The sequence below is a fragment of the Rhodanobacter thiooxydans genome, assembly GCF_021545845.1.
Lineage (GTDB): Bacteria > Pseudomonadota > Gammaproteobacteria > Xanthomonadales > Rhodanobacteraceae > Rhodanobacter.
Genome location: NZ_CP088924.1, coordinates 180,196 through 206,128, shown reverse-complemented (window position 1 = coordinate 206,128; position 25,933 = coordinate 180,196). Strand labels below are relative to the sequence as shown.

Genomic DNA, 25,933 nt, shown 5'->3' with positions numbered 1-25,933 from the left:
TTCAACGACGTGTCGGCCCTCACGGCGTATGCCTACCGCCTTTGAGGAGAACACCGCCCTCCGGGTCGCCCTTATGACTACTCACATAGATGCCCGGCGCTTTGCTTCCAACCGTGCGGCTCTCAATGCGATAGATCTGCTGGTCCCCCGGCACGCCACCCTCGGCTCCGGGTAGCAGCCCCGCCGCCGCCTGCGCCGCGGCGAACTGCGCCAACTGGTGGATCTGCGCGCCAGTGAGCTCCACCGCACCGGTCACCGCGGCTGGATCGTGGCCAACCCAACCAAGGGCCGCGGCGTCTCGTACGGACGGAAGCGAGCGTGCGGCCAACGCCTGCTGAAAGGTCTCCTCGTGAGGGCCGCGCATCGGAACGATGTACGCCAGGCGCCCGGATGACCCAAAGTACACCGCGCGCTGGCCGACGACCGACGACTCCACGACAACGGTGTAGGCCGTGGTCATCGCAGAACCGCCCATGCCTCCGAATCCGAGGGCCGTGCTCCCCCACAGCTGCGGGAACGCCGTGACGAGGCATTCCTGCTCACTCAGCCGGCGGCGCCGCTCCACGGTAGGCCCCTGGAGCTGATCGGTGGCGCGCTCCTGCTCGTGCACCTTGGCGCGCTCCTCGCGGCTCATGCCGCCGAACCACTCGCGATGGCGCTCCCAATCTCGATCGACGTAGACGATCTCGGGGAAATCCCGCAGACGAGCGGCGTGGACAGACGCAGCGACAGCGGTGATCGGGCTATCAGGACCCATGATTGACCTCCTCGGAACAGTGGATGGATGGAGTGGGCGCCTCGCACAGGGGAGCCAGCCAGGGCACGAGGCGCGCTCCGACCGGCGACAGGGTTGTGAGACGGCGATCACCCGTGCGCCGGCCGGTTTCCCATGCGGCTCGGTCCGTGCGATCGCCGTAGGGCGCGTCGAACCACAGCGCGCCCTCGCGCAACGTCACGTTTTCGACCGCGACCACGCCCACCGCCGGCTCGAGGTCGCCAGCAAGCCGCGCGAGCGCATGGGCGGGCTGGTTGTAGGTGCGCTGGATCCACGAGCGAACGCGCTCCTTCTGGGCGTCGTCGCCCCAGGCGAAAGCCGCGTCCCACGCGTCCACGCGCATCACCAGCAGCTTGGCCTTTCCCTTCTGAAGCACTGTGCCGATGGGGAACATGCACGGCTCGCGCGACACGTAGCGCCGCGAGTGCACGCGGTTGTATGTCGTCGCAGAGGCGATCAGGGCGTCCACGACGCCGTGCATGTCCTCCAGCGCCAGCGAGGTCGCGGCGGGAAGGTTCAGAATCTGCAGCAGCCGCGCGTGCGTCATGCCGGCAGGCGCAGTGGTGCGCGCCCAACGATCGGAGCCGTCCCACGCAAACACCACCTGCTCGCCCGCGCGCAGACGGTAGGACACCATGGCCTGTGCGTCGCTCGCCGGAGCGCCCGCGCCCGCAAAGCTCAGGGTGCAGCGCACGCACCAGGGGAAGTCACCGATGCGTCGATCGCGCTCGACGGGGGTCGCTTCACGATAGAGGTGCCACCGGTCGCGCCCGTCGTGCGTCAGCGCCACCGGAGACCAGCCCTGCGCCTCGCACCAGTCACCGACCGCCTTCACGCGTGAGGCGTGGTCCGCCAGCGCCGCGTGCGCGGCATTGAGTATGGCCGTACGCAGCGTCGCGGGGGCGTCCGCCGGGTCGGGCGGCAGTCGCCCGTCCTTCTGTCCGCACCGAACCACAGACCGGGCCACCCGCGCAGCGCGTTCGGCCTGCGCGCCATCCCGGGTAAGACCCGCGTCCGTGACGGCGCCGACCACCCACATCTGCCACGGCGCTTCGTACGCGTCGCGATTGCTAACGTGCTCCAGCGCCGCGCGGAACAGCGAAACGAAGGCGGCGTAGTCGCTGCGCGCCCGCCGGCTGCCGAGGTAGTGGCGCAGCTGGCCCGCCTCCGCGCGCTCGAGGACCAGGTAGGCGCCGGAGTGCTCGAGCACCACCTTGACGTTGCGCGTGCGGCCGCGATCGTAGGCGTGCCGGGTAGCCACCGTGACGGTCGGCTGACCTTTGACATACGCCACGCGGCTCACGACCACCCCCTCGTCAGGGACCCACACCTGGAAGGCATCGTTCCACGTGCGCCGGTAGGCGCCGGGAGCGGCCGTGGGTGTCATGGCCTGGCGCGCGTTGACGGCCACCATGACGCCGGCGCCGAGGAAGCGGTTGCAGTCCTCCCGGTAGCTGGCGAACGATGGGCGCTCTTCGGCGATGAGGCTATCCAAGCTCACCAGGCGCAGATGCGCGGCTTGGAAGGTGGGATCAAGCCAGTTGGAGAAGCGGGGAATGCCGCTGGCCTCCATCAGCGCAGTGCGATCGTGCAGTCCCCACAGGATCACGAGGACTCGCGCGAAGTCAGTCAGGGTGCCCAGCTGCGATCGCTGTGCCTTGGCGTAGTCGATGTCCTCACGCGTGATGGGCGTTTCGTCGTAACCGTGACTCTTCCAGTTGAAGCTGCGCCGCGTGAAGTGCGCCGCCTGTTCGGCCGCGCTGGGCAGCAGTTGCTCGATGTTCGGCAGCACCTCATCGCACGAAATCAGCGAGAGAGACGCGCCGTCGCGGTAGAGCAGGTGGTGCCGCATGGACTCCTTGCTCATCGCTTCGTTGTAACGGTTGATCGCCGCGGAACGCTCTTCGCCGTCGCCCGCCCTACCCTTGACGAACTCCTTGTAGCCGCCGCGGAAGCGAACCAGTACCGCGCCGCGCGGCGACGGGATCATCTGACGCACCAGCGCCGGGTCCTCCAGCGCCTTGGCGACCTGATCGACCATCGTGTGATCTAGGCCGCCCTGGTCCAGACACAGCAGCAGCTCTTCGTCGAAGCTCAGAAGATCCTGGTAGATGACCAGTGGCTCCTCACGAGGCGCCGGCTCGCCGGCCGCCAACGGGAGCACCTCGACGCCCTGCCCGGTGTAGATCTGGAGGTTCGTGACCATGCCGCGGATGCGGTCCAGATCGGACAACTGTCCCCGCGCCTTCGCCAACAGCGCGCTGGCCTTCTCCTCGTGGAAGCGCGCGAGCGCCCCGGCCTGGTCCCCCAGCTCCTCGCTGTGCTGCTTGATCCACGCCACCTGCGCGTCGGCCGCCACCTTCAGCGCGGCGGCATGCTCGGTCATCGCGGTGAGCCCGGCCTCGGTAGCGAGCTCACGCCCGGTCTCGCTGCCATGATTGAGCCGGGGCTCCGCAGTCAAGCGCGGCGCGCCGGGATCGTCCGGCGGCGGGTGGCTCATCGCCTCCTGGGTCAGGCGCATGGCGTCGACCAGCTGCGCGATCTCAGCCTGGCGCACGGCGCCCCCGTCTAGGGCGAGCTCCCAGTCCCGCTCGAAATCGTCGGCATGGATGCGCAGCGGGATCTGGTAGCAGCTATCCCAACTCGGATGGGGCGCGAGCACGATGACGTGGTCGTCGCCGTCCGCGGTCTCGATCTCCTGCAGCAACAGCACCACACCGGCGTCGACGCCGTTGTAGCTCCCCCGCGCGTCGTGCCGCCCGGTGATCTCGTGTCGGGCGCGCCAATACTGACCTGCCGCAGGGCCAGCCAGGCGCTCCACGATGACGCCGCCGGCAGCGTGCCCGGGCCGAACCGCCAGGCCGCTCACTGGCGGCGCTCCGCAGCGGCGCCGGTCCCAGAGGCGACAGCCTCCAGCTCGATAATGCGGGCGCGCAGGGTGCGCAGCGCGGCGCTCGCAGCGCTGGGCGAAGGCGACACAAGGTCAGCCATAGCCATGGCGCGAGCGAGCGGCATGGCTCCATCGGGGTCTGGTGGGGACTGCATCACGCGCCGTTGCTGCCGGCCGACGCCATGGGCGCGCAGTAGGTTGAACTCCGCCTCGGTGATGGCCACCCACTCGCCGATCGGGCCGAGGGTCTCCCAGGCATCGAACCGCGCGGCCTGCTCGATGGGCGCCAGGGCGAGGTCGAGCTGGTCACGTAGCTCGTCGATCTCGTCCTGCATGAACTTGTACTCGGCGAACCAGTGCTCAGGGTCCACACGGGCCTGCTCGGCCTGCCAGCGGGGCACCAGGGGCAGGATAGCTGCGGGGAGTACGGGCATAGGATCAGTTCCGTTCGGGGTCACTGGACAGCATCCGGGGCTGCGCCGGATGCAAAGTTGGCAGGAAAACCGTCCCCGGCGCCGGCACGCTGTTCGTCGGTGTGAGGGGTCCCGCCGAAGTTCAGGCGGTCATAGATCTCGCGCAACGTCGCCTCATCGGAGGCGGACACCTCGATGGAGGGAAACGACAGGCGATAGAAGCGCCGGCGCCTGTCCGCCATCGACAGGTCCGCGAACCGTGTTCCACCAAAGACGGCGAACTCACCCGCCGCGAAGTCACGCAGCGCACCGAGCCGCTGCTGTCCGTCCAGTAGGAGCCCAGCCAAGGGCAGCCGCGCACTCTCACTCGTCCAATCCCATGCGGTCGTGACGTAGTAGCCCGTGCCGAGACCCAAGAAGATCCCCTCGATGAATCGCACCTGCTGCGATCGCGACCAGACGGCGGGACGCTGCCACGAAGGCAACACCAGGCCCAGCAGCTCCCGCTCACCGGCTCGCAGGTGCGTGGGTGGCGCCATGCTGAGCAGGTGCTCGATGTCGAAAGAGCGATCGGTGCCACTCAGGATGGGTGCGGGCAGGACACCGGCGGCATGCGGGGCGTTCACGCGGTCTCCTCGGCATCGCCGACGGTCGCGTGGCGCACGTAGATCGCCGCCGCTTCAGCCGCGGGCAGCTCGTTGAGGATCGTCACGTCCTTCCCATGGCGCGCGCGCAGAGCCTCGTAGACCGCCTGGCTCGGCTTCGCTCTGACCTCGAAAAGCTTCTGATCAACGACGACGAGGACGCGCCCCTTCAGCATCCGTCGACAACGGTCCTCGATCGCGCGCCGGTCCGCCTCGACGGCCACCAAGGCGTCGATGTAGTCCTCCAGCAGCTGATAGCGGTACGCCTTGGAGTCGAGCGTCCAGCTCTGCGTGAGCGCGAAGGCTCGCGCCTGCTCGACGAGTGCGGCGACCTCGGGCGAGCGATCAACCAGGACAAGATGAGAGCACCCGCCGTCGCCGCGATTCTCGATCGTCCCGACCCGCTGCCCCTGCACGTAGACCGTGGCCCGATAGCACATGGTCTCGTGCGAGAGGGAAGCAAAGCTGCGCAGGCCTTTGAAGGTGATCGCCACGGGGGTCATGGGTCGCTCGGGTGGGAGTGGATCTCCAGCGTGCCCCGCGACCGACCGGCGCAAAGATGCGCGCAATTCCGCGCCTTCGGTTCAGCGTGTGCGTTGTGTTCCCTCCGCGCGCACATACCGACGGATCGCCTCCACGTCGCGCTCCCGAACCCTGCGGCCATCGGCGGTCCACGACGCCAACGTGGCGTTGAGCTCAGGACAGAGGCTGGCGTAAGCGCGCACCCACGCCATGTCCGCATCGGTCGCACGGGCCAGTTCGTCCTCCAGGCGCCATCGCGCATGCGTGGACGTGTTGGTGGCCCGGTTTGACGCCCACTCGGCAAAGCCTCCCATGGCCAACACCACGACAATGGCGAGGAGCGTCGGCCAGTGTGGCGGGAACAACAGGGCGCCGGCGACCTGGACGGCGGCGGCGGCGTAGGCCACCACGCTCCAGATGCGCAGATCGACCCCCACCACCGTGATCGCACCGAGGTCATCGACCTGTTCCCGTAGCACCATGACCTCCCTGTCCGAGAGGCACGCATGCTCCGACAGATGGCGCGCCGGCTCGGTAACGCGGCCGTCGGCGCTCGGGCCATCGACACGCATCGAGTCGCGCCGGAACGCGCGAGAGCCGCTGCGCCTGCGCGCGGGGCGCAGAGGATCGAGGTGGGATGTTCGGGGCATCATGGGGTCGAGATCAGCTTGGGGACGCCGTACACGGTAAGGCCGGCCGTACACCGGGGATCGGCGGAAGGACGGGTCGGCGGCGTGTCGTTTCGGGACCGGGAAGCGCGCGGCCCGGGCGTCGGCGGTGAGTAGTGCGTGCCCACGCCGTCGTCGGCGAGGGCCGGCAAGGCGCGCGGGCAGTTATCCCCAGCTCCGTCCACAGCGCCTTTGGATAACTCGTGCCGGCAGCTACGCGCTCAGATCGCCGGCGGCGGTGCCGCTGGCATGGCGCAGCGCGCGAAGCTCGACGGTGACCTCGTACTCCCCCACCTGCCAGCGCTGCGGCTGGCCGGGGCGAAGGTTCAGACCTGCCTTCGCATCGAATTTGATCATCGCCGGCGTTTGCCCTCGGCAGGGACCGGACTGAATGGGCACCATGCGCGCCACCTCCGCACTGGCCAGCGAGACCGACACCTGTAGCATGTCGTGTCCGTCGGCGACCGGCGTGACCGCTACCGTGACGCCGGCCTTGCCGTGGCCACCCTCCTGATAGCGTCCGCCGGCGCCGGTCCCCACGCATGCCGCCACGTCGACGTCGAACGAACGCGTCGCCTCGACCACCGCGGCCTTGCCCATCATCGCGGCGACGCTGGCGCGCTCGACCGGCTCACCATTGCGCTCGATGCGAACGTCGATCAGCGCGCTGGCCTCGTGCGCACGGGTCCACGGCGAGAGCAACAGCAACGCCACACATGCGGTGCCACGCAGTGCGTTCAGCACCCACGGTGTCGCGGCGCTGGTGCCGGCGCGCACATGGGGGGGCAATAGAAGGCATGAAGAGATTCCCGGTGAAGAGGTACGACTATCGTGCCGGCCCGCGCCGCGCGGCAAAGTTCACGGCGTTATGCGATAGCCCGTTACAGGCCCATGTGCGGGTGAAAGGGCGCCCACTGGGTGCTGCAGCTGACGGGAAGCGCGTCGAGGGCCGGCGCCGCCGTGTCGATGTCGAAGGAGCCGCGATCTATCGTGTCGTAGGGAAGCAGCAGGCACTGCCCCGTGACGTTGTCGCTGTAGCCATAGCCCACCCAGCCGATGTCCGAGTGCGCGAGGTAGGCCGTCATGGTGCACGGGACCGCGTGGGCGGGCTTCGCTCCCTGCGCCTGGCGCAGCTCGCGGCACCATCGGTCCTTGAGCTTGAAATGCACCGGGCGATGCGTGGCGCCGTTGAGGTGATGGACGGCCACTGCCGCCAGCACCGCGGTGGTCACCAGCGCAGCCAAGGAGTAGCGAAGGGTCGAGTTCACGTTCAAGGCGGCCTCCTTGCGGTGCCTGTGCGACCGCAGGATGCGGGAGGCACCTGCACAGACTATCGGTGACCGCTCATCCCGGCCGGGCGAAAGCGGACGGCGAGCGGACCGGGTTTTCGGTCCGGCTCACCGCCGGCGCGATCAGTCCAGCGCGCTCGGACACCGGACAAATCGAAAGCCTTGAGCGGCAAGCAACTTGGCATATGTGTCGTCTGGCGACACGACCACCATCGGCCCGCGAAACACGGTTCCGTAGTGGCGCAGCTGCCGGATCAAATCACCCCGAGTAGGAAGGGCGGACTTGGCTTCGACCAACACGCCGTGGTGACCCCCAATGCGAAACCATCCGATGGCAAGGGAGAGCCGCCGGCTCGGCGCGTCCTCCTGGCGCACGTAGATCATCGGACGTTCCGCTTCGATGATGAGGTCCGCGAATCCCACGCTTCGCGGCTGATACCTGGGCCTCATCTCCTCCTCGCGCAGCACGTGCTCCCAAGTTGTGCGCCTCACGCGCGGATCAGGCCGAGGCATGCCCTCCATGAATGCTGCAACCTCAACCTCTGCTTCGGCCCGTCTGGCGTCGTCCACACCCCACTCCACGTCGTCAGCCAGCCAGCCGCGACCGTAGAGCTCGGGAAAGGCGGTCCTCATCACCACATCCGCATTGTCGTCGACCCAGACCACCACGGCGTCATGCCCGGGCTTGGTCACCTCGGCGTCCCAAAACCCCTGCTGCTGCACCTTGTCCCTCGACCTCGCCATCGCGCCTCCTCCGGGCGTGCGCCCCTCCAGATGTCTGGGCTTCATGATCCCACAGGGTCACCGCGGATCAATCGGCGCCCGGTGTACCAGGGCGCTGGCACACCGAGGGGCCATCACAACGTGATGCGAACGCCTCGCTCGACCAGTGGCTCGGCGCTGGCCACCCAGATCCGACGCATGCCCCTCACCGCGCGCACCCAGGCCGGCGGCCACACTACGCCCGCCACCGAGAACAGCACGAACGTCCACGCGCCCACCAGCGAGCGGAGCGGCTCACGCGCCCGCAGCGCCCGCACCACCACGCGTTTCCATCGACTTAGGGGGCGCGGTGGGACCGGCTCCCACGAGAGAGCGCCCTCACCGGACGAGGAACCCAGAACCGCCCCCATGTGTCGAGCCAGGTGCGCCATGGCCTTTGCGCTGAGATCTGGCGACGTCACGCGGACATAGCGAACGCCACACGCCAACAGGCTGGCGCGGTGGTCCAAGACGGCGTTGACCGCCAGGCTCAGGTTGGCGACTCGGCTCGGCAGGCGCTGGCGCAGGACCGACAGATAGCCGTCCGTGCGCCGGACGTGCAGTCCCACCTCCGTGGCGGAGTTGCGTTCGAAGGTGACCTGATACTCGGCGGGGAAGCCCTTGCGCTTCTCCGCTGGGCGCCCAGGCACGATGAGCAGGCGGGCCGCCGGAACCATAGGCGGGATGAGCGCGAGCTTGAGGGCGATGTCAAAGAGGAGTCGCGCTGACGTGCCGGCGTACTGCCACCTCGGCGTCACGAGGATGATCACCGCGATCGATAAGGCCCCGAGGGCGGCCGCCACAAGGCACGCCCGGGTGGGAATCCGCCGAAGCCACCGGTAGGCCCGCCACCGCGGCGGAACGAATGGGCCCTTGCGCTTCCACGCCAGGTATCCGAGCACCACCAGAAGACCAAAGTCCACGCCGTCAGCCACACTCAGCGCCATCTCGTTTTGCATCTCCTATGCCTGGTCTACGGGTCGGCCGGGACCGACCGAGCTTGAATGGGCGTCCACGGTGCGTGGACTACGCAGCGCACGCGCGCTCGGCAGCGAGAACCTGCCGGCGCACATCTGCCGCCGCCTCGTGCTCCTGACGGTAGGCATCGGCAGCGCTAGGGTTGAAGCCCAGACGACGGGCGTCGGGATCGGACAGCGCGAACATGTAGCGCACGCGGCCCTCGACCCGGGAGCAGCTTACAAACCAGCTCTCGGTGCGATCGAGTTTCACGTACGCGAACGGCTGGCCATCAAGGCCGTACAGGCGGATGCCGCACCGGTCGCGCATGAAGCTCCCCACCACCGGCCGGCCCGCCGCGTCCACGCGCTGCAACGCGGCCGTGCCGGGCACGTATGCTTGGCCGTTGATCGTCAGCGACGATGGGATGGTGCCGGTACCGGTGGCCATGGGATCTCCTCGGTGAGTGATTGCACCGACATGATCCGTCCTCGCAGCCGGCGCCGAAGTGCGCAGCAGTTCCGCCGGCGGACTAGGCCGGGCGCATCACGCCAGGCAGCAGGTCCATCAGCGAGCGCGCATTGCGCTGCCCCTGATCCTCACGGTTGTTGTTGAACAGGACGTGGGTGTCGCGGGCCTCGCCGGCCATCGCCAGGATCGGGCTGGCCAGCTCCGCGAGCTCTTCGGCCGAGTAGTCGTAGTCGAAGCGGTCCGATGCGGACGTCGCGTCGCGAATGTTCCAGGTGGCGTGATTGCGGCCATGCAAGCGCACGATGGTCAGGTCCGGATTGGTCACGGCCCACACTGCCGGAATCGTGTTGGATGGGCCCTGGGGTTCATCGACCACGACATTGACGAAGCGGCGCTCGCGATGGAACGCCAGAACCGCCTCGGTGGTCTCCTCGGTGAACCAGCTGCGGTGCCGAAACTCCACGGCGACCGTGTAGCGCTCCAGCCGCTCGCGCACCTCATCGAGGTAGGCGTAGTGCTCGCGCTTGGCGACGAACCAAGGTGGAAACTGGAAGTGCAGCGCACCCAGGCGCCCGGCATCGTCCAGGGGCTGCAGGGCGACCAGGAAGCGACGCCACAACTCGTCGACGACCTCCGCGGGCATGTCTTTGAGGTACACGTTCCCGCGCGTGCCGGGGCGCACCTGCGCCTGCAGGTCACGCGGCAGCGCCTTGTGTGGCGTCTGATGCGTGGTGAGCGCGCGGAACGCCTTGACGTTCATCACGAAGTTCTCGGGCGTGCGCTCTGCCCACCGCTGGGCATTGGTGGCGCTCGGCAGTGCGTAGTAGCTGGAGTCCAGCTCGACGATGGGGAACTGGCTGGCGTAGTAGCGCAGCCGGTCCTCAGGCGACTTGCAGTCGGGCGGGTAGAACCGGCCGCAGTCGATCAGCGTCTTGTCCGTCCAACTGGCGGTACCGACCCGGATACTCATGCCGGCCAGCTATCCGTCGGCGGCAAGTCCTCGCGCGGTGAGAGACCGTGCTTGGTGAGCAGCTCGTCGATCTGGTCGCTGACCCAGGCAAAGTCTTCCGCGCCGGCCCCGTCCTCAATGACGTCGGCCTCGCCGGCAAACGCCGCCCAGAAGTCACCCTCATCGGGGTAGTCCCGGATCAAGCCCGGGAGGGCCTGATCCAGCTTCGCCAGCATGCTGGCCAGTTGCGCACGCTCCATGGAGCACCTCTTGTCGTCTGCCATCACTCGGCCGCGGCCGCTCGGCGTAGCGTACTGCCGACAAGGCATGGAGAGCGTGTTCAGCTCGGCGGCGACTCCGGCCCGGCGATGGCCTTGGGGAGCGGGGTCTTGTCCATGGTCCCCATGCGGGCGTACAGCCGCACCAGCTCCGCGGCCTGCTCTGGGGTCGACATCTGGGCCTGGCCTGGCGGGTCTTCCTGTGGGAACAAGTCGTGCACCTGGACAAACGCCTTGAAGGTGACGTCCAGCTCGCGCTCCAGCGCTTGGCGCGTGATGCCGAAAACGAACGTGGCTTGGGCATACTGGGCCCGCGTGAGCATGTACGCGAGGTGCTTGCGCGAGCGCCCGCGGCGGAACTGCCGCACGCCGATCGAGTTGGTCACCATCGCGATCACCTGCCGTAAGAGGCGTGCCTCCAGCGGGCCGTCGACCTGGAACGTGCACAGCTGAGCTTCACCCTCATCCTCTGCAATCACGTCCTCTATGGACAGCCCGTGGTGCTGGAGCAGGTGCTCCAGGTGCGCCCGCGCCGTCTCCCGCTCGTGACGCTCCCCGCGCTCAGCGAGGGCGAGGATCTTTCGCAGCCGACGCAGGACGGAGCCGGCCTTTTGATCAGGCATCGGCCACACGCTCCAGCTGGTTGGCGCCGGCGCCAAGGAGCGTGCGATGGGCCTCAAGGGCGGCGGTCATGGCCGTACCCTGCATGATGCCCGGGGCGTTCTCATACGCATCGATGGCCGCCTGCACCGTTGCCAGGGTCACCGGGTCGCGCAGTCGCGACACGATCGCGGCGAGCTCCTCGATCACGGCCACCGCGGCGGCGTGATCATTCATGCGGCCATCCTGGCCGCGCGCCCAGTCCGGCACGCCGGCAGACCATACGCCGGTCTCCCGCAGGTGCCGCCACTCCTCGTATCGCGGTGTCATGCTCATGATGGTTCTCTTGGTGAACTCAGGCACGCGGACAGGGAATCGCCCCGCGCCCGCGCCTGACGGGGAAGCGGTCGCCTCAGGTTCGCGACGCGGCGGTGGGGTTCGTCGGGTCCGCGCCGACGTAGCAGGTGGCCGGCGCCTCCGGCCACTCCTTGCGGCACACGTCGAACGCCCCCTCGTTCCAGTAGCGCAGGAAGGCCAGGCCCTCCTCCGCCTGGAGTGCAAACTCGATGGCCGCGACCGTGGCCGGCGGCGCCGAACCTGTCGCATCGGCGTTGGCGGTCAGCTCCTGGTCGATCTCGGCGATGCGGTCGCGCGTGCGCCCGTCGGCAAACGATCCATGTCCGAAGCTATTCATCAGTCGCCAGCGCTCCTCCTCCAGCTGTTCGCGCGGGTTAGGCAGCGCGGCGCCGGCGTGTGAGGTCGCCGCGTCCACTTCCCGGCTGGGCAAACCCGCCAAGAAGGCATCCACGCGACCCTGCAGGGAGTCGGCAAACTCCGGTTCCTCGGTGAACTCCCCGGCATACTCGCGTAGCAGCGCGATCGCCTCCTCGGCCACCCCTTGCGCGGCGACGTCGGCGATGAGCACGGCGTCGGACAGGATCGGCAACCAGCCGATGGGCGTGCCCTTGCCCGCGGTGAAGTGGTCGTGGTCCCAGCACCAGCCAGCGAGCTGCCACTCGTCGTCGCCGGTCTCGTCGCACGAGTTGCAGCCGATGGTCCACGCCTCACTCGCATCGTCCGTTGCGTGCTCCTCGAATCGCACCAGCAGACGGAGGATGCGGCCATCGCGGGGAGCGGTATCCATGGCACGGAATCCCTCGGGCCGCTGCCCCACCCGGTAGCCCGTGTCCTCGCCCGTGGACGGCACCGTCAGGCTGGCGCCCAGCTGCACCGATTCCCAGAGCTGACCGAGCACATCCACCGCATCGCCGCCATCCACTTCGCTGTGGTCGTTGAAGCCGACCAGCTCTGAAGCGCGCGCGAGAGAGGCGCTGACGATGCGCGCGGCGGCCAGCGCCCCGGCCGGGAGCTTCGCGAGCGTCGCGGTGCTGATGCCTTCGAGGGCTGCGAGTGCGAGTGCGGCCCGCTGGGCGTCGTGCGCGGTGACGGCGGCAGAGTCAGTGGAAGGGGTCATGAAGCAAACTCCAGTGTCGGAAGGGTCAAAGGGAGTGTCCTGCCCTCGGCCGCGGCTCGAAGTTGCGCCGGCTTCGATCGGCCCGCGCTGCTCCGCACTCACATCGCCCACGAGGCTACGCGGCCGCTGTCTTGTGCGGACGGGAAAACACTGCGGTTACGCCGGGCCGTTCCGGCACCCAGCGGCACGTGGTGGAGATCGGCGGGACAGGGTCGGAACCGGGCGATACGATGCGCCTTGGTGCCGAGGCCTGCGGAGATCGCGCAATGGAATGCTTCCGAATCGACGAGAGCGGCTACACCGGCTACGACCTGCTCAACCGCGACCAGCCGTTCCAGGGGGCCACGGCGATCGCCATCGATGATGACGCCGCCGGCGACCTCATCCGACGGCACTTTCCCAGGCTGCAGGCGGGCGAGCTGAAGTACCGAGACCTGATGCGTCGCCCGGCGAACCATTCCCGCCTGCTCGCGCTACAGCGAGACGTGCTCACCAACTACAAGTGCGTGACCTACGTCTGCGATAAGCGCTTCCTGCTCTTGCTGATGTTCGCTGACTACGCGATCGAGCCCTACTACTACGAGCGCGGGATCAACTTCTACGAGAACGGCCAGAACTACTCGCTCGCGTCTTTGCTCTACCTGGTCGGCCCGCAACTGCTCGGGGAGGGCGCTCTGGACCGGCTGCTTACCTGCTTTCAGCGTGCGGTGCACGATAAGACGCCGAAGGCGCTGGCCGATCTCGTGGCCTCCGCCCGCGCTTCGCGCTGGCGTGACCTACCGGAGGCGCTCGGTCCTCTGGCGACCGCCGCGCCGGAGTGTCTCGCGGCGATCGCCACCCATGGCGTCACGACCGACGCGGCCTTCATCGTTCTGCAGGCCCTGATAAGCCGAACAGAAGTCATGGCAGCAGGCCCGTATCGGATTGAGCACGACGAGTCCGACAACCTGCGTGCGTATCACCGCATGCTGCAGAGGCTGATCTCCCACCAGGAGCCGGCCACGTTCAGGCAATCGGACATCGCCAGCCTCACCTTTCCGCTCAAGCTAACGTCGGTGTCGCACGTCAATTCCAGGAGCAGCGCGGCCGTGCAGCTCGCTGACGTGATGATTGGCGCCGCCGTCGAAGCCGCGTCAACACTCACGGGGCGTCGCCGGGCGCGGGTCGATCCGGAAGCCACTCTCAGCCAGTACACCGATAACCAGCTCATCCACCTCCTGCCGTCGATCGACTTCGCGGAGCAGGCGCGTGCGCGTCAAGGAACCCAGGCGGCCGAGCTGATCGACTACTACGCAGCACACTTCGCGGGAGAGTAACTGGCCTCGCGTTCGGCGATGAGCTCGGCGTAGCGACCGCGCACGGCGTCGCCGGTGAGGAACTGCGCCTGAAGCCCGACCGCGGTGGCCACAGCCCGGCGCGCGCCTGCTAGCGCATCGGCTTCGCCCCGCGTGGGCATGCGTGATGGCCAGCCCTTTCCTCCAAACAGCAGCTCCTTGGGAATGGCCGTCTCCGCAGCCTTCCGGGCGGCGGCGGCCGTCTTGGCGTGGGCCAGGCGCACGCGAAGATCGTGGGTGAGGCGATCCGGCGCAACATCGCCGAGCCATCGGTTGCCTTGGAAGGAGAATGTCGAGCGGCACTCCAGGTCGACCATCGCTCGATACGTGTCCAGGTGCTCCGCCAGGCCCGACGACACGGTCAGGTCCGGAAGCGACCCCATGATGCAGAAGGCGCAAGACACCCGCGACGCGCCGTGCACGCGATAGGCCTCATGTGACTGCAGGCCGGACTGGGCGATCTCGTCGAACACGTCCTCGATCGACCACGGCAAGATCGCATGCCAGTTCATTCCGACGTGTCCCTTGCGGGTGAGCTTCGCCGCGGGCGACGTGGGTGCCTTGCGCGCGCGAGCACTGGACTCCTGGGCCCGCACGCCATCGATCGACACGATCGGCCCAGTCGGAAAGCGCCGACGCAGCTCACGGGATATGACGTCCGTCTTCATCTCTCCGGTGCAGAACCTCATGCCAGGTGTGCTCCATGGCAAGGTGAGCAGCACGGTCTCCAGGCGGGCATACGCCTCGGAGCGACTGACCCACCGCGACTCCCAACGATCGAGCATGTCGCCGGCACGCCGGCGAACGACGAGCAGCTCCCAGCCCAGATGCGCCGCGAGGCGCTGACAGACAGGCAGGGAGTCACGCCATTCGACACGGCCGAGGTCGGCGTGAATGAGCACCCGCGGGCCGTCGTGGCCGATGGCGTCCAGGTGGCGAGCGACGGCAAGCGCGACGGCCTGCGAGTCTTTGCCCCCTGACACCCCGACAGCCACGGTTGCGTGGGCAGCCAGCAGCTCGGTGACGCAGGGATCGACGGCGAGAGGGCGGAGGGAGGACAGCATAGAGGGCTCCAGATGAGAGGCCCCAGCATCTGGCGCGTAGCTTCCCAACAAACATCGGGAGGCTTTCGGCGTGGCGAGGGCGCCGCTACGTGGTTACGGCGCGACGCCGGGTGAGGGTGGACAGACCGATGCCGATGCCGAACAGCGCGCCCATATAGGCCATTCCGCCGACCATCATGGTCACGGCGATCGTCAGCATCCGGACGAACAACTCGACCGTCTGCAACCGGACGTCGAGCCACTTGATCGGACCCCAAATCACCCAGTCCTGGACGCAGATCATCGCGATCACGCCCAACCCAATGCCGGCCAAGAAGCCGAGGCCGGGATCATCAGGCTTCTTGTCCAGCAGGCGGTACTCGGCACCGACGAATAGGAGTGCCATGGCGAAGAAGACGCCTGCCAAGATCCATTCGAGCATGGTGGTGGTGCTCCTTGTGGTTCAGCGATGAACGGGTGGCTGCGAACCGAGGTGCGCCAACATTGGGCTTTCGGCGCCCATGCGGGCGCGCCGGACAATTAGGGGGTGGACGAGCCGTTACGCCGAGGGTGCCTTGCTGTCGAGGCCGGCCGAGGAACGCGTGAGTGTGGCCAAGCCCACGGCCGTGCCAAAGAGCGCGAACAGGTAGGCGACCAGGGCGATCAACAGAATGGCCCCGATCGTCAGGACCTGCAGCGTCGTGCCCCGCTGCGGCACGTGGCCATCGAGCCAGGAGAGAGGCGGCCAGAACACCCAGTCCTGTACGCACCCCACGGCGAAGATGGCCGCGATGGCAGCGACCAAGAAACCAACACCGCCATGATGGGGATCATCATCCAGGCGCCGGTAATCCACAGCGACGAAGGTCAGCGCTACGGCAAGCAGGAAGCCGGCCCAGATCCATTGCAGCATGAGGTTCTCCTTGTGGGGTGGTGGTGAGACGTAGGTAGGAAACGCTGCCATTGCACAGCGGTGACGGTCGACTGACGACCCATGGTTAGGTCGAGGATGTTGCCGACGCCTGCACCAGGCCGTGGCGGCGCCTTGACACCGCGACAAGACCTTTCGCGGCGCAATAGAGCACGGCGAAGTAGAAAGCCACGGCCGCGAGCAAGATCACACCGACGGTGAGCGCATACAAACCGGTGCCCGGTTCAGGGACCCAACCCGCGACGAGCGCGATAACCGGATAGAGCACCGATTCGCGGACGCAGCCGAGGGCTAAGCAACCGGTGATCGCCCCAACGAGGAGCCCGACGCCCGAATCGTTCGGATTACCCTCGAATCGCCGCAGGGCGATGTAGTAGCTCGCCAGCGTTGCTGCGAGAAGAATGCCTGCCCAGATCCAGTTCAACATGTGGTGCTCCGTTACGTGCGGTGAATGGGTTCGCTGACCGGTGGCCAGCCTGTTTGAGTGCCGAGTTCCGACTTCGGCACTGTCAGCGAGCGCGAGCGCCCGCAGCCGAGCTTCTCCGCTTCGCGGCCCACGCCAGCACAGCATCAGCAACGCGTTCGATGACAAAGGAAAGCAGGAGGTAGTAAGCGGCCAAGCCCGCAAAGGTCAGGCCCAACACGCCAAGGTCGTGGCGCATGAAGCCCCACGCCGGCAGCCAGCCTCCCAGCCAGTTCACGGCGCTGGCGAGCAGATGGTCCGGAATGCATAGGAGGGCGATTAGCCCGAGCGCGGTTCCGGTCACCCAGGGGACAACGCTGTGATCAATCTCATCCCAGCGGCGCCGGATCTCTGTGAAGAAGATGGCGGCCAAGGCGGCGAGAAGGACAAAACCGAAGATGGCACCCAGCATGAGGCACTCCTTGCACTGATTTGAGTGAACGGTGCTCGCCAGAAGGCCCTTCAGCCGAGCGGATTCCATCGGAGACGATAGTGCTGTCGCGTCGCCTGGCGACCGTAAAACACAGCGGTCCCATGGGAGGGTTTCGCAAGCCGAGGGCCGGCTATCCGACGAGCCGGCGCGACCGGGCAAGCGTCTGGGCCCGGACTCGCTCGCTCTCCAGCACGTCCGGCGGTAGCTGCGCCTGCCCGGTCACCCGGATGTGCGCGATCGCCGCAAGGCAGCCCGCAACCCCACTGCCGGCCACGTGGGTTGCTTCGTGCCGATGGCACCACCGGAAGCGAACGCCCTCGCGCTGGTAGGCAGCGTCATAGAGGATCTCGTCGATGAAGTCGGCCCAGTCCGGACCGGGGGTAGGCGGCTCGGCCGGACGAAGCCAGCCTTTGCAGCGGTACTCCCTGCCCTTGTAGTCGAACAGTGCGCCAACGTCGGGGGCCAAGGATGCCGGTGGATTCGGGCCAATCGCCGGCGCGCCGTGGGTGGTGTTCATGCTCGATCCCGCGTGGTGAATGTCCGATCACCATCACTCGGTTCCGGCATCGCCGAAGTTGGCAGCTACTTCTGCAAGGCCATCCATCGCACTGCTGTGGTTAGGCGCATGACCTGCAATGAAGGGGACAGATAGCCCAGAGGGGCACGGGAGCAGCGCGCTCTCACGCCCCCCTCTCACACCGCCGACCACCATTGCCCCGGAGGGAGGAACGTCTCGCTGACGCCAAGGGCCTCGTACTGCCGACGACGAGCCAGCTGCAAAAGGTCCAGACCGCCACCCTGCCCCGCCCGTGCCGGCGCAGCACTTCGGGGCAGCGGCGGCGGCAGCCGGCGTTTGGGCAGTGGCGGCACGCGACGCACGCGCAGCTCCACGGCCCGGCGAATGGACGGACCGGCCGCATACCCGGATGCAAGCGCTGCAATTGAGGTGGCAAGAATCAGAACGTCCATGGCACGGCTCGCGTGTGTGGTTACAGTTCCAATCTACCGGATAGCACCCAGCCGAAAGATCCGCGCCCTTCGGTCGCCGCGCCGCCGTTGATCGCCAACCTCAGGCCGCGCGCGGCCAGTGCTCCACCGCCTCGGGCATCTCGAATCCAGGGGCGGCCCGGAATCGCTCCGCTCCTGCGCGCAGGTAGTCGAGCACCCGATCGCAGATAAGCCACCTTCGTCCGGCGCGCTCGGCAGCCAATCCGGTCGTCCCCTTCCCGCCGAACGGATCGACCACGAGCTGGCCCGGTTCGGTCAGGTAGCGCACAAGGAAGTCCGCTACGGACGTGGGCATGACGGCGCCATGGGGCGGCAGACCGAGCCTCTGTGCGTCGCGCCGCGTCGCCATCGCGTCGGCGCACCGGTGTCCCCGCATAAGCACGTTCTTCGGTATGCGCCCCGCGGTCTCGCGGCCAAAGGCCCCTGCCCGGCGCCGGTACGCGCCGTCGGAGTAGTCGCCCTCCACTGCAGTGCCGCCCGCGGCGATGAGTTGGCGATGCTTCTCGGTGTGCGGCTCGAGGACGCGCCGGTTGTCCGCAAAGGACTCGCGCGGCGCATTGCACATCCAGATGATCGGCTCGAATCCCACGTTGAGGTGGATGCGCTCCTTCGACGCCCAGGCGATCGGGCCGGGCGCCTTGCTCAGGTTGACCCACGGCAGACGATCCATCAGCTGAAGGCCGAGGCGGTCTTCCAGCGCAATGATGAGGCGTTCGAGGTAGGTGGACCGGGCAGGACTCGATGCCATGAACACGTCATTGGACAGGTTCAGTGCCATGGAACCGCCGCGCACCAGCGTGCGCACCAGAGGTTCGATCGCGTGCACGATGAAGTCGACGTATTCGGACACCGGCACGTTGCCGTAGGCCCGCGGCTTGCGCAAGGGATAGGGAGGAGACGTCAGGACCAGGTGGATCGGCTCATCGAGGTTGGCAATCACGCCGCGGTTGTCGCCCCAGATCGCGACGCCAAGTGCGGTGGAGAAGGCCACCAGCTTGACCGGCACCGCCGGCACGTGAAGGCCCTGGCGCGTGCGTTCCACCAGCTCCCACACACCTCGCTCCCCGTCGACCCTGCGGATGGCGCCCATGTGCTTGAGTGTCTGGGTATGCCAGCGAATCGCGCGTTCCACCGGGCTGTGCAGCTGACCGGTTCGTCCGATAGGCGAGCGCGCCCGTCGCTTACTCTCAGGAATGCCAGCACGCTCGGCGACCATCCGATACAGGCTGGCGTTATCGAGCCGCCCGTCGTCGCTGTCGCTGTAGGCCGCCGCGACGTGCTCGAAGAGCGGATGCCCTACCCCGCCGTCACCCGCGCTCACGCCGCTGCGGCCTCGCCGTTGACGACGACCATCGGTCCGGCCCGGCGATTTTCTGCACGAGGAACCAGGACCGTCGCCGGCACGATGCCGCGATAGCGCTTGGACGAGCCGCGCTTGGTCAATACCAGGGTGACGCGGCCGGACGCCTCGTGGATCTCGGCGACCACCGCGGTGCTGTAGGTGATGCCGCCCAAGGCAACCTGCCGGAGTCGGGTGCCGACCCTCAGCTGCAGGAAGGCGACTGCTGCGACGCAGGCGGCACGCTCGCGCTCGGCCTCAATCATTCGCCGCAGGTCATACACCTCCGACCCGATCATTCGGTCAACGACCGCGTCGAAGGTCGGGAAGGCAGCCCAACCGTCGGAGCGAGCGTGCACGGTACCGAAGCCATCGTGGATGAGGGCGAGGTAACCCTCTCGGCCATGTCCAAAGGCGGTGCGGACCACCACCCATGCACCGCGCGGCCCCGCCAACAGCGTCTCGCGCGCAGCGCGCTCGTTCTCGCGGCGGGCGTCGAAGGGAGTGTCCGCGTCCTGCATTACGTCCGCCAGCCTCGCCTCCGTGACGGGCACGGCGGCATCCCATCCGGCACGGCAGGCCTGCTTGAAGTCCTCCTGGTAGAACACCTTCGCGTCCAAGGCCTGTTCAACGGCGACGCGAAGGGCGGGCATGGTGAGCACACTGGCGGTGGGCATGGCGGTCTCCGGCGTAATGAAAGTCGGAAGACAGAGTCAGCCCCATGGGCGGCCACGAAAGATGTCGACGATTCGCGCCTACCCTGGCAGGCAGACCGGTCGCGGCAACCACGTCGCCTCTTGGCCGGCCCGGAAGCACGCGTAAGCAATCGTGCGCCGGGAAGCGGGCGTCGGGTACAGACGGCAAACGTCGCCGCTGTCGAAACCGGACCAGAATGCCTGGGCGGCGGCGTTGCCTCGTTGCTTCGTGCCGTCAGGACCCAGAAGGCTCGGGTGGCCGCGGCGATAGGCGTCAATGAGCGCGTCGAATTGCTTGCGCAGCATCGGATCGCGGAAACGATTTTGCACTCGTCGGCTCATGGCGCTCGTCTGATGGCCCGCGGGCCAGCGGGCAGTTAAGGGTACCGCTCATCACCTGGACGGATTCAACCCGCTGCGGGCATGACGGGCTGGACACGGAGCACTATTCGAGCCCGTCCGATTTGGACTGGCCTTGACCGGGCGCCCAAACAGAGCGGGGGGCTGAGATCAACGGGGTGCTGAGCGCCAGCAGCGCCCCGGTCACCACCGAGGTGGCAGTGAGCGCCGCCGCTCCAAACACCGCGAGGTGACCGCCACTCAGTGCCGTTATCACACCGCCCAGCACGCCGATTGCGGCGGCGCTCCAAGCGAGGCGTCGGACGCCTGGCCAGTGCGGTGAGCTGTCGACCAGGCCGAATGCGTCACCGTGGAGCCGTTCCTTCTGCCCACGCTGGCGCCGCTGCCACGCGTCGACATCCAACGCAAACGGCGTTCCGTGGGCATAGGCCTGCCACGAACACGAGCCCAGCAGCTCCTCGATCGCGGGGAGGTGGTAAGGCCATGCTGTAGGGAAGATCCCGTAGGACCGCAGCAGCGGCAGGGAAAGGGAAGGATGTTGAAGTAACGTCAGCCAGCGCTTGTCCAGCATCAGGGCGTAAAACGGCCCAGGAGCAGCATCGGCGGTCAGCAAGCAAAGCCGGTCAGGCCCAGGAAATCGAAGCGTACTCATCAGGGCCGGCATGAGCGAAGCACCACAGGTTTCGCGAAGGTAGCGGACGCGGTTCTTGCCTTCGTGCATGGCGCCGATACCTAGCTCCGGTACCCACCAGCCTGACGCAGCATCCGGGTCGTTACGATGGGCCCGCGCGGGAGACACCAGGTAGGCCTCCAGGTCCTCACGGCCAGGACGCTCCGCAGGCTCTGTCCATCGCCAAGACTCTCCAATGACGCAACGCAGAGGTACCCACTGGGGTGTCTCGTCCTCGGTTGAGTCTGCCTGCAGAAAGGGGAGCGTTCTTGTCAGGACATGGAAAGGCCCCCCGGCGACCGCAAGGCACTCGTCGTCGACGGCCGCGACGAACCGCTCTGCCGAGGCGCGAAGTTGCGGGGACACCGGTCTCTCCGCCGGCTCAAGGCGGACCGCTCCGCCCTCCTCGCCTATCGAGGCGTCATTTGAGCGGTTGTCGCGAAACGACGCGGCGGATTGCTCCAAATGGTCGGTCATACGGCTGCCAGCCTTCGATTCGTTGATTCAATCGCTCTTGCCGGGGCCACGGATCGCCCGGTTCCGTCTCTGAATCGCGTCGCGATGCGACACGCTTCGGTCACGACGGGCGTTGCCGCACGAGAAATGCCTTCGCCGTCTCGCGACTGATCTCTCCCACCTCACCGAGAAACTGCTCCACCAGGTCGACCACGGCCAGCAGTTCGCCCAGTTTCAGGGCGCGCAGACGAAAGGCCAGTCCGGCGGCGTCGGCGCCCTTGCTCTCCCCTCGGTCTGCTGTCTGCTGAAGTTTCACAGGGAGGATGTGTGCGTAGTCGGGCTCGGAGAGATCCGTCTTGCTGACCAGCTCGGCCAGGAGCACGAGCTCCGCCGGCGTCAGCTCCAAGCGACGAGGCATGGCCTCGCGAACCAGAGCGTTGTAGCGGGCGACCACGCGATCGATCCGCTTGGAGATCGTCTTCGCTGGGACGCGCCCACTCCCCAGCAGCGCGCCGAGGTGGTCACGGATGTAGATCGACTTGCGCTTGCCTTCGTCTTCGAGCTTAGCCACGGCACTTCTCACCAGTTGGTATGACTAGAGTAACCACTAACTCTCACCTGCGCGTCAGTCGTCCCCCGCGGACGTCAGGGGACCGGCTCGGCCGTGATGAACCACGCCTCCAGGTCTGCCGACTCACTTTTCGCCGCACGTACAAACACTTACGTGACCCAAGAGGGGACGTCTGCTCACGACAGCACGACAAGCGCCGCTCCGTGAAACGTTGACACCTCATGTTCCACGCTTCCATTTCCTACGTCTTTTCAGATGGTTATGGCTGGGCGCGCCAAAAATGTTTCACGGACCAGCCGTTCAAGCAGGCACCGGCTTGCCGTAGACCCTGCTCGTTGTGGCGTGGACGACGACCCAGCGCGTGCCCTTCCAGTCGAAGCCGTCACCGGACACGACCTTGCCCTGCGTTTCCTCTCGGGTGAACTGGCAGCAGTCGTGCCAAGGGTTCGCGCTCTCGAGGCAGCGACGAGAACGCGAGCCGTCGGCGTTGCGCGGGCACCCGCAGCCGTAGACCGACGCCACCACCCCTTCCGTCACGACCACGAGTCATCGTCCCAGCTCAGCAGCTCCACGTCGCCGGCGATCACGCCCAGCACCGCCAGACTATCGACGTCGTCGTTCCAGTCGGCTGCAGTCTCGGCCAGAGCGAGCCGCTCGGCCTCCACCAGCGAGGGCGCCTCGTGTGCCGACACATGGGTTGTCCCCTGGCCGTTGGCCTGGCGCACGAAGACGGTGTAGGTGGCCAGCGCCGGGGTCGGTGCAAGCTCGCGCTCGTCAACCGAGACATCGGCCGAACAACCGCCGCAGTAGGCGCTCTTGTCGTACACCGCGCTCACCTGCCACTCCTGGCTGTTGATGTCCCAGCGAACGGCCGCCTCCATCGTGACGTCTGTCCCGCCGCATCGGGCGCAGGCCTGCTCCACGCGGCGCGCCACCTCGGTGCCGAGGATGGGTGCGACTGCCGTGGCGGTGTCGGTGGTCGTGGTCGTGGTCAAGGGCTACTCCTACGCGGTGGTGTCCCACCCACGATCAACCAAGCACACGGGGGCCAAAGTTCAGGCAAAAAGAAGGGCCGGTCTCCCGGCCCATCAATCGCCCACCCTGCCGACCGGCCGATCAGGCGGCCCGTCGGCGTCCGGAGGCGACGAACCGCCGACCCGTCTCACAACGCGCGAGATACGCGCACTTCCGGCACGCGCCGGGCGTCTCCGGTCCGCAAGGCTGCACCTGGCCCCGCACCACGGCGAAATACCGCGCGTGCAAGTTGGCCAACCGCTCGTCACTCAGCAAGGCCACACGCTCATAGCTCACCACCCCCTGACAGACGATGCGAATAAAACCCACGGGGGCCACAGGACCGGTTCCGCCCGGTACGCGCCCGTGGCGAAGCACCGCCGCCTGGACGGACAGCTCGATCTGGTCGTAGCCGTAGACGACCCGGCGCCGACGGCGTTTCGTGTCGACCACGTACAGCAGACCGTCCGTTCCGGAGAACACCTGGTCGAACCGCGCGCCGAGACGACGGGGAACGTCGGTGCGGTGATAGGTCTCGGAGAGAACCAGCCGCCCTTCGGCGATCACGGCCGGCATCCGGCTGCGCTCGTGGCGCTCGTACAGGCCACGAGCCCCCTCTCGCCGGCCCCGGCGCGCCACGTCCGCCCGGTAGAGCAGATAAGCGGCGACCAGGCCAAGCAGGAAGAGAGCATCAAGCCAGTGCATCACGCCTCCTCGCTGGGGATCGCCGCGTCCCAACCGGACGGGAGGTTGCTCACGACCCAGTGGGTACGCTGAGCGGACTCCGACTCCCACGTCACGTCCGCGTCCGCAAGGGACCGAATCTCCAGCCCGGTGATCGTGGTCAGGCGGGCAAGCCACACCGCGCGCCGCTCCCTGACGTAGGCGTGGAGCCAGTGGGCGGTCTGGTGGAGGCGCTCAAACCCCGTCCCGTGCAGCAGCCCGTTGGTCTCCCACGCTGTGGCAAGGGCCGCGTCCGTGATGGCCCGGCCCGCCAAGGCCGCGTTGGCATGCACGCCCAGCACGTACTGGCCCTTCTCTCGAATCGTGTCCATGTCGGCTACGGCCGCCACACGCCAGTCGGTCTCTGCTCGACTCCGGCTCGTGTCCTCCCGGATGGCCTGAATCTGCGACTGCAGCGACTTGATGGTCGCGCGGCCCGCGTCCGCTGCCGACAGGACAAACTCACCCGCCCGGTCCACCTGAGCCTGCGTCTCGGCTGCAGATCGACGGCTCCCCGCGTCCATAAGCGCCCCGTGGATGTGGCGGTAGTGGCGCTCGGCACGGTCCTGCTCCTCGAAGAGGACCAAGTCTCGGGTGTCGGTCAGTTCTACGCGCAGCCTCACGGTCGTCAGCTCATTCTCGATGGCCATTGAGATTCCCTCCCTGATTCACGCCCAACCAGCCATCGACGCACCCACTCCAAGGTGCGGCCGGCCGGGCCACGCAGCCCCGGCCAGCGCTCAATGAGCCGGACCAGCGATGGGCTGATGGCATAGTAGACACCTGCCGCGCACCGTCCAAACCGATGCGTGAGCAGGACCCTGTCCCTCCAGTCGCGCAGCTGCTGAGTGCGCGGATCGTCCGCACCCCACATGGCCGTAGCGATGAAGCACCGGCGGTCCTGTGGCGGCTTGGGCTGGTTGTGGAGTTCCGAGACGACCTGGTGAAATCGGTCATGCTCCTGGATCCCAGCCTTGGCCGATTCCGCCTGCTCCGCGGTGCTCTGCCGGCCATAGCGGCCTTCGTTGAGAATCTTGACCTCACAGAACCCCAGCGAGGCCAACGCCGTCGCCGGGAGGTAGTCCTGCTCGCTCCTGGGTTTCACTCGAACCTCGGCTGCAGCACATCCGCCACGACCGAGCGCAGCGTCTCTTCAAGACCGAGGAGGCGCGTCACCGGGGGGCGACTGTCGTACCGGGACACCTTCAGCCCTTTGAACTCGGTGGTCTTGAGCTCCTCGAAGACGGCCTGCTTGTCGATCAACCCCATCGCAAGGGCTTGGTCGGAGGTCCAGACCCGCCCGGAAGCGATCTCCTCTCGGGTGGCATGCAGTCGCGCGCCGCGCGTGGCGAACAGGTCATCAACGAACGCCGCGCCCATGGCCTTGACCATCTCTGTGTTCAGCGCGGCGTCCTCGGGAGAGGTCTTGGACCACGTCGACACCCCACCCTTGAGGTCGCCGGATCGGAACACGTGCTCGGTCAGGCCAAAGCGGGCAGCGGCGTCACTGGCGTCGAGGTAGCGCATGATCGCCCCGATCGAGCCCACGACGGAGTACTTCCCGGCGTAAACCCGATCCGCGTGCATCGCCACCATGTAGGCCGCCGAGGCCCCCATCTGGTCGATCAGGGCATAGATCGGCTTGTGCTGCTTGGTGCGGCACTGATTAATGCCCGCCACCATCCGCTCCGCCTCCGTAGGCGAGCCACCCGGCGAGTTGATGTCCAGCAGCACGATCTTGACCTTGGCGTTGCTGCACGCCCGCTCGAGCATCCCGACGACCTTGTCGGCGGAGGCCCTGGCCGCGCCGGAGATCTCCCCCTCGATGGGGATGACCGCCACGGCGTTGGAGCTCGGATTGGGGTCGCTGGCCGGCGTACCGGCGAGGCTCCGAATGAACATCCAGTACGAGAGCATGCCGCCCAGAGCCAAGCCGATGAACACGCCACGCTTCAGCTTTCTCCAGTTCGCCTCCCGGCGCTCCCTGGCCTCGCTGCGGACCATGTGGTTGGCCACCGCCTGGGCGGCATCAACGACGGCGATGCGCCAGTCGCCCTGGTCGGCACCCGCGTGGTCATGGTCTTTGGTATCAGTCACTACGTTCTCCTGGTGTGGCACACCGACTTCCTCGGCGCGATCGGGCCGCTTGACCCGGTGGTGGTTAATCGTTGCAAGAGCTGTCGAGGCCACTGCCTCCCGCC

At 67.3% G+C, this 25,933-nt stretch carries 35 protein-coding genes; 1 reads left to right on the top strand and 34 read right to left on the bottom strand.

What is annotated here, in order from left to right:
- Positions 1–19: 19 nt before the first annotated feature.
- The 16 genes from LRK53_RS19090 to LRK53_RS19015 all read right to left on the bottom strand — a co-directional run bounded on the left by LRK53_RS19090 (position 20) and on the right by LRK53_RS19015 (position 12,692).
- Positions 20–757, bottom strand: a complete 738-nt coding sequence (locus LRK53_RS19090) for a hypothetical protein (RefSeq protein WP_235642760.1) — start codon at positions 755–757, stop codon at positions 20–22.
- Entirely contained in the window at positions 747–3,644 is a 2,898-nt protein-coding gene (locus LRK53_RS19085) for a hypothetical protein (protein WP_235642759.1), read from the bottom strand. The genes LRK53_RS19090 and LRK53_RS19085 overlap by 11 nt, the downstream gene beginning before the upstream one ends.
- The gene (locus tag LRK53_RS19080; RefSeq protein ID WP_235642758.1) at positions 3,641–4,099 is read right to left on the bottom strand and encodes a hypothetical protein; all 459 of its coding nucleotides are present in this window, start codon (positions 4,097–4,099) and stop codon (positions 3,641–3,643) included. Before LRK53_RS19080 ends, LRK53_RS19085 begins: the two co-directional genes overlap by 4 nt.
- Before the next feature lie 20 nt (positions 4,100–4,119).
- Positions 4,120–4,704, bottom strand: coding sequence for a DUF262 domain-containing protein (locus tag LRK53_RS19075; protein ID WP_235642757.1), 585 nt, complete (start codon positions 4,702–4,704; stop codon positions 4,120–4,122).
- Positions 4,701–5,225, bottom strand: coding sequence for a hypothetical protein (locus LRK53_RS19070; RefSeq protein ID WP_235642756.1), 525 nt, complete (start codon positions 5,223–5,225; stop codon positions 4,701–4,703). Before LRK53_RS19070 ends, LRK53_RS19075 begins: the two co-directional genes overlap by 4 nt.
- Before the next feature lie 81 nt (positions 5,226–5,306).
- Positions 5,307–5,816 (bottom strand): hypothetical protein, encoded by a 510-nt coding sequence (locus tag LRK53_RS19065; protein WP_235642755.1) that lies wholly within the window; start codon positions 5,814–5,816, stop codon positions 5,307–5,309.
- 309 nt (positions 5,817–6,125) lie between these two features.
- On the bottom strand, positions 6,126–6,656 hold the full coding sequence (locus tag LRK53_RS19060; protein WP_235642754.1) for a hypothetical protein: 531 nt from the start codon (positions 6,654–6,656) through the stop codon (positions 6,126–6,128).
- A 137-nt stretch (positions 6,657–6,793) separates the two neighbouring features.
- Positions 6,794–7,180, bottom strand: coding sequence for a hypothetical protein (locus LRK53_RS19055; protein ID WP_235642753.1), 387 nt, complete (start codon positions 7,178–7,180; stop codon positions 6,794–6,796).
- A 144-nt stretch (positions 7,181–7,324) separates the two neighbouring features.
- Positions 7,325–7,990, bottom strand: a complete 666-nt coding sequence (locus LRK53_RS19050) for a hypothetical protein (RefSeq protein ID WP_235642752.1) — start codon at positions 7,988–7,990, stop codon at positions 7,325–7,327.
- Positions 7,991–8,058: 68 nt separating this feature from the next.
- The gene (locus LRK53_RS19045) at positions 8,059–8,922 is read right to left on the bottom strand and encodes a hypothetical protein (RefSeq protein WP_235642751.1); all 864 of its coding nucleotides are present in this window, start codon (positions 8,920–8,922) and stop codon (positions 8,059–8,061) included.
- Between the two features lie 67 nt (positions 8,923–8,989).
- Positions 8,990–9,370 (bottom strand): hypothetical protein, encoded by a 381-nt coding sequence (locus LRK53_RS19040; RefSeq protein WP_235642750.1) that lies wholly within the window; start codon positions 9,368–9,370, stop codon positions 8,990–8,992.
- An 82-nt stretch (positions 9,371–9,452) separates the two neighbouring features.
- Positions 9,453–10,361 carry a DUF72 domain-containing protein gene (locus LRK53_RS19035; protein WP_235642749.1) on the bottom strand — a complete coding sequence of 303 codons (909 nt, stop codon included), beginning with the start codon at positions 10,359–10,361 and terminating at the stop codon, positions 9,453–9,455.
- Positions 10,358–10,600 (bottom strand): hypothetical protein, encoded by a 243-nt coding sequence (locus tag LRK53_RS19030; RefSeq protein WP_235642748.1) that lies wholly within the window; start codon positions 10,598–10,600, stop codon positions 10,358–10,360. The genes LRK53_RS19035 and LRK53_RS19030 overlap by 4 nt, the downstream gene beginning before the upstream one ends.
- Positions 10,601–10,680: 80 nt before the next feature.
- Positions 10,681–11,241 (bottom strand): DUF2786 domain-containing protein, encoded by a 561-nt coding sequence (locus LRK53_RS19025; protein WP_235642747.1) that lies wholly within the window; start codon positions 11,239–11,241, stop codon positions 10,681–10,683.
- Positions 11,234–11,554, bottom strand: coding sequence for a hypothetical protein (locus LRK53_RS19020; RefSeq protein WP_235642746.1), 321 nt, complete (start codon positions 11,552–11,554; stop codon positions 11,234–11,236). Before LRK53_RS19020 ends, LRK53_RS19025 begins: the two co-directional genes overlap by 8 nt.
- 76 nt (positions 11,555–11,630) lie before the next feature.
- Entirely contained in the window at positions 11,631–12,692 is a 1,062-nt protein-coding gene (locus LRK53_RS19015; RefSeq protein ID WP_235642745.1) for a hypothetical protein, read from the bottom strand.
- Positions 12,693–12,958: 266 nt separating this feature from the next.
- On the opposite strand from LRK53_RS19015, the gene LRK53_RS19010 reads away from it, so the two are divergent.
- Positions 12,959–14,008, top strand: coding sequence for a hypothetical protein (locus LRK53_RS19010; protein WP_235642847.1), 1,050 nt, complete (start codon positions 12,959–12,961; stop codon positions 14,006–14,008).
- Here the strand turns inward: LRK53_RS19010 and LRK53_RS19005 are convergent.
- The 18 genes from LRK53_RS19005 to LRK53_RS18920 all read right to left on the bottom strand — a co-directional run bounded on the left by LRK53_RS19005 (position 13,981) and on the right by LRK53_RS18920 (position 25,829).
- On the bottom strand, positions 13,981–15,090 hold the full coding sequence (locus LRK53_RS19005) for a phosphoadenosine phosphosulfate reductase domain-containing protein (RefSeq protein WP_235642744.1): 1,110 nt from the start codon (positions 15,088–15,090) through the stop codon (positions 13,981–13,983). The genes LRK53_RS19010 and LRK53_RS19005 overlap by 28 nt on opposite strands.
- Before the next feature lie 85 nt (positions 15,091–15,175).
- Positions 15,176–15,511 carry a hypothetical protein gene (locus LRK53_RS19000; protein WP_235642743.1) on the bottom strand — a complete coding sequence of 112 codons (336 nt, stop codon included), beginning with the start codon at positions 15,509–15,511 and terminating at the stop codon, positions 15,176–15,178.
- A gap of 117 nt (positions 15,512–15,628) precedes the next feature.
- Positions 15,629–15,982 (bottom strand): hypothetical protein, encoded by a 354-nt coding sequence (locus tag LRK53_RS18995; RefSeq protein ID WP_235642742.1) that lies wholly within the window; start codon positions 15,980–15,982, stop codon positions 15,629–15,631.
- A gap of 85 nt (positions 15,983–16,067) precedes the next feature.
- Complete coding sequence (locus LRK53_RS18990) at positions 16,068–16,427, bottom strand: hypothetical protein (RefSeq protein WP_235642741.1); 360 nt, start codon at positions 16,425–16,427, stop codon at positions 16,068–16,070.
- A gap of 82 nt (positions 16,428–16,509) precedes the next feature.
- The gene (locus tag LRK53_RS18985; protein ID WP_235642740.1) at positions 16,510–16,875 is read right to left on the bottom strand and encodes a hypothetical protein; all 366 of its coding nucleotides are present in this window, start codon (positions 16,873–16,875) and stop codon (positions 16,510–16,512) included.
- A 151-nt stretch (positions 16,876–17,026) separates the two neighbouring features.
- Positions 17,027–17,413 (bottom strand): hypothetical protein, encoded by a 387-nt coding sequence (locus LRK53_RS18980; RefSeq protein WP_235642739.1) that lies wholly within the window; start codon positions 17,411–17,413, stop codon positions 17,027–17,029.
- A gap of 176 nt (positions 17,414–17,589) precedes the next feature.
- Positions 17,590–17,865: a hypothetical protein gene (locus LRK53_RS18975; protein ID WP_235642738.1), complete on the bottom strand. Its 276-nt coding sequence runs from the start codon at positions 17,863–17,865 to the stop codon at positions 17,590–17,592.
- Positions 17,866–17,965: 100 nt separating this feature from the next.
- Positions 17,966–19,225, bottom strand: a complete 1,260-nt coding sequence (locus LRK53_RS18970; RefSeq protein WP_235642737.1) for a site-specific DNA-methyltransferase — start codon at positions 19,223–19,225, stop codon at positions 17,966–17,968.
- The gene (locus tag LRK53_RS18965; RefSeq protein ID WP_235642736.1) at positions 19,222–19,920 is read right to left on the bottom strand and encodes a hypothetical protein; all 699 of its coding nucleotides are present in this window, start codon (positions 19,918–19,920) and stop codon (positions 19,222–19,224) included. The genes LRK53_RS18970 and LRK53_RS18965 overlap by 4 nt, the downstream gene beginning before the upstream one ends.
- Before the next feature lie 78 nt (positions 19,921–19,998).
- On the bottom strand, positions 19,999–20,280 hold the full coding sequence (locus LRK53_RS18960; RefSeq protein WP_235642735.1) for a hypothetical protein: 282 nt from the start codon (positions 20,278–20,280) through the stop codon (positions 19,999–20,001).
- 103 nt (positions 20,281–20,383) lie between these two features.
- Complete coding sequence (locus LRK53_RS18955) at positions 20,384–21,019, bottom strand: hypothetical protein (protein WP_235642734.1); 636 nt, start codon at positions 21,017–21,019, stop codon at positions 20,384–20,386.
- Between the two features lie 526 nt (positions 21,020–21,545).
- The gene (locus LRK53_RS18950; protein WP_235642733.1) at positions 21,546–21,995 is read right to left on the bottom strand and encodes a hypothetical protein; all 450 of its coding nucleotides are present in this window, start codon (positions 21,993–21,995) and stop codon (positions 21,546–21,548) included.
- 300 nt (positions 21,996–22,295) lie between these two features.
- Positions 22,296–22,517 carry a hypothetical protein gene (locus LRK53_RS18945; protein WP_235642732.1) on the bottom strand — a complete coding sequence of 74 codons (222 nt, stop codon included), beginning with the start codon at positions 22,515–22,517 and terminating at the stop codon, positions 22,296–22,298.
- Positions 22,518–22,528: 11 nt separating this feature from the next.
- On the bottom strand, positions 22,529–22,990 hold the full coding sequence (locus LRK53_RS18940) for a hypothetical protein (RefSeq protein ID WP_235642731.1): 462 nt from the start codon (positions 22,988–22,990) through the stop codon (positions 22,529–22,531).
- A gap of 121 nt (positions 22,991–23,111) precedes the next feature.
- Positions 23,112–23,714: a PD-(D/E)XK nuclease family protein gene (locus LRK53_RS18935; RefSeq protein ID WP_235642730.1), complete on the bottom strand. Its 603-nt coding sequence runs from the start codon at positions 23,712–23,714 to the stop codon at positions 23,112–23,114.
- A complete protein-coding gene (locus LRK53_RS18930) occupies positions 23,714–24,382 on the bottom strand; it encodes a hypothetical protein (RefSeq protein WP_235642729.1) in 669 nt (222 codons plus the stop codon). The genes LRK53_RS18935 and LRK53_RS18930 overlap by 1 nt, the downstream gene beginning before the upstream one ends.
- A complete protein-coding gene (locus LRK53_RS18925) occupies positions 24,361–24,837 on the bottom strand; it encodes a CFI-box-CTERM domain-containing protein (RefSeq protein WP_235642728.1) in 477 nt (158 codons plus the stop codon). Before LRK53_RS18925 ends, LRK53_RS18930 begins: the two co-directional genes overlap by 22 nt.
- Positions 24,834–25,829: a S49 family peptidase gene (locus LRK53_RS18920; RefSeq protein WP_235642727.1), complete on the bottom strand. Its 996-nt coding sequence runs from the start codon at positions 25,827–25,829 to the stop codon at positions 24,834–24,836. Before LRK53_RS18920 ends, LRK53_RS18925 begins: the two co-directional genes overlap by 4 nt.
- Between the last annotated feature and the right edge of the window lie 104 nt (positions 25,830–25,933).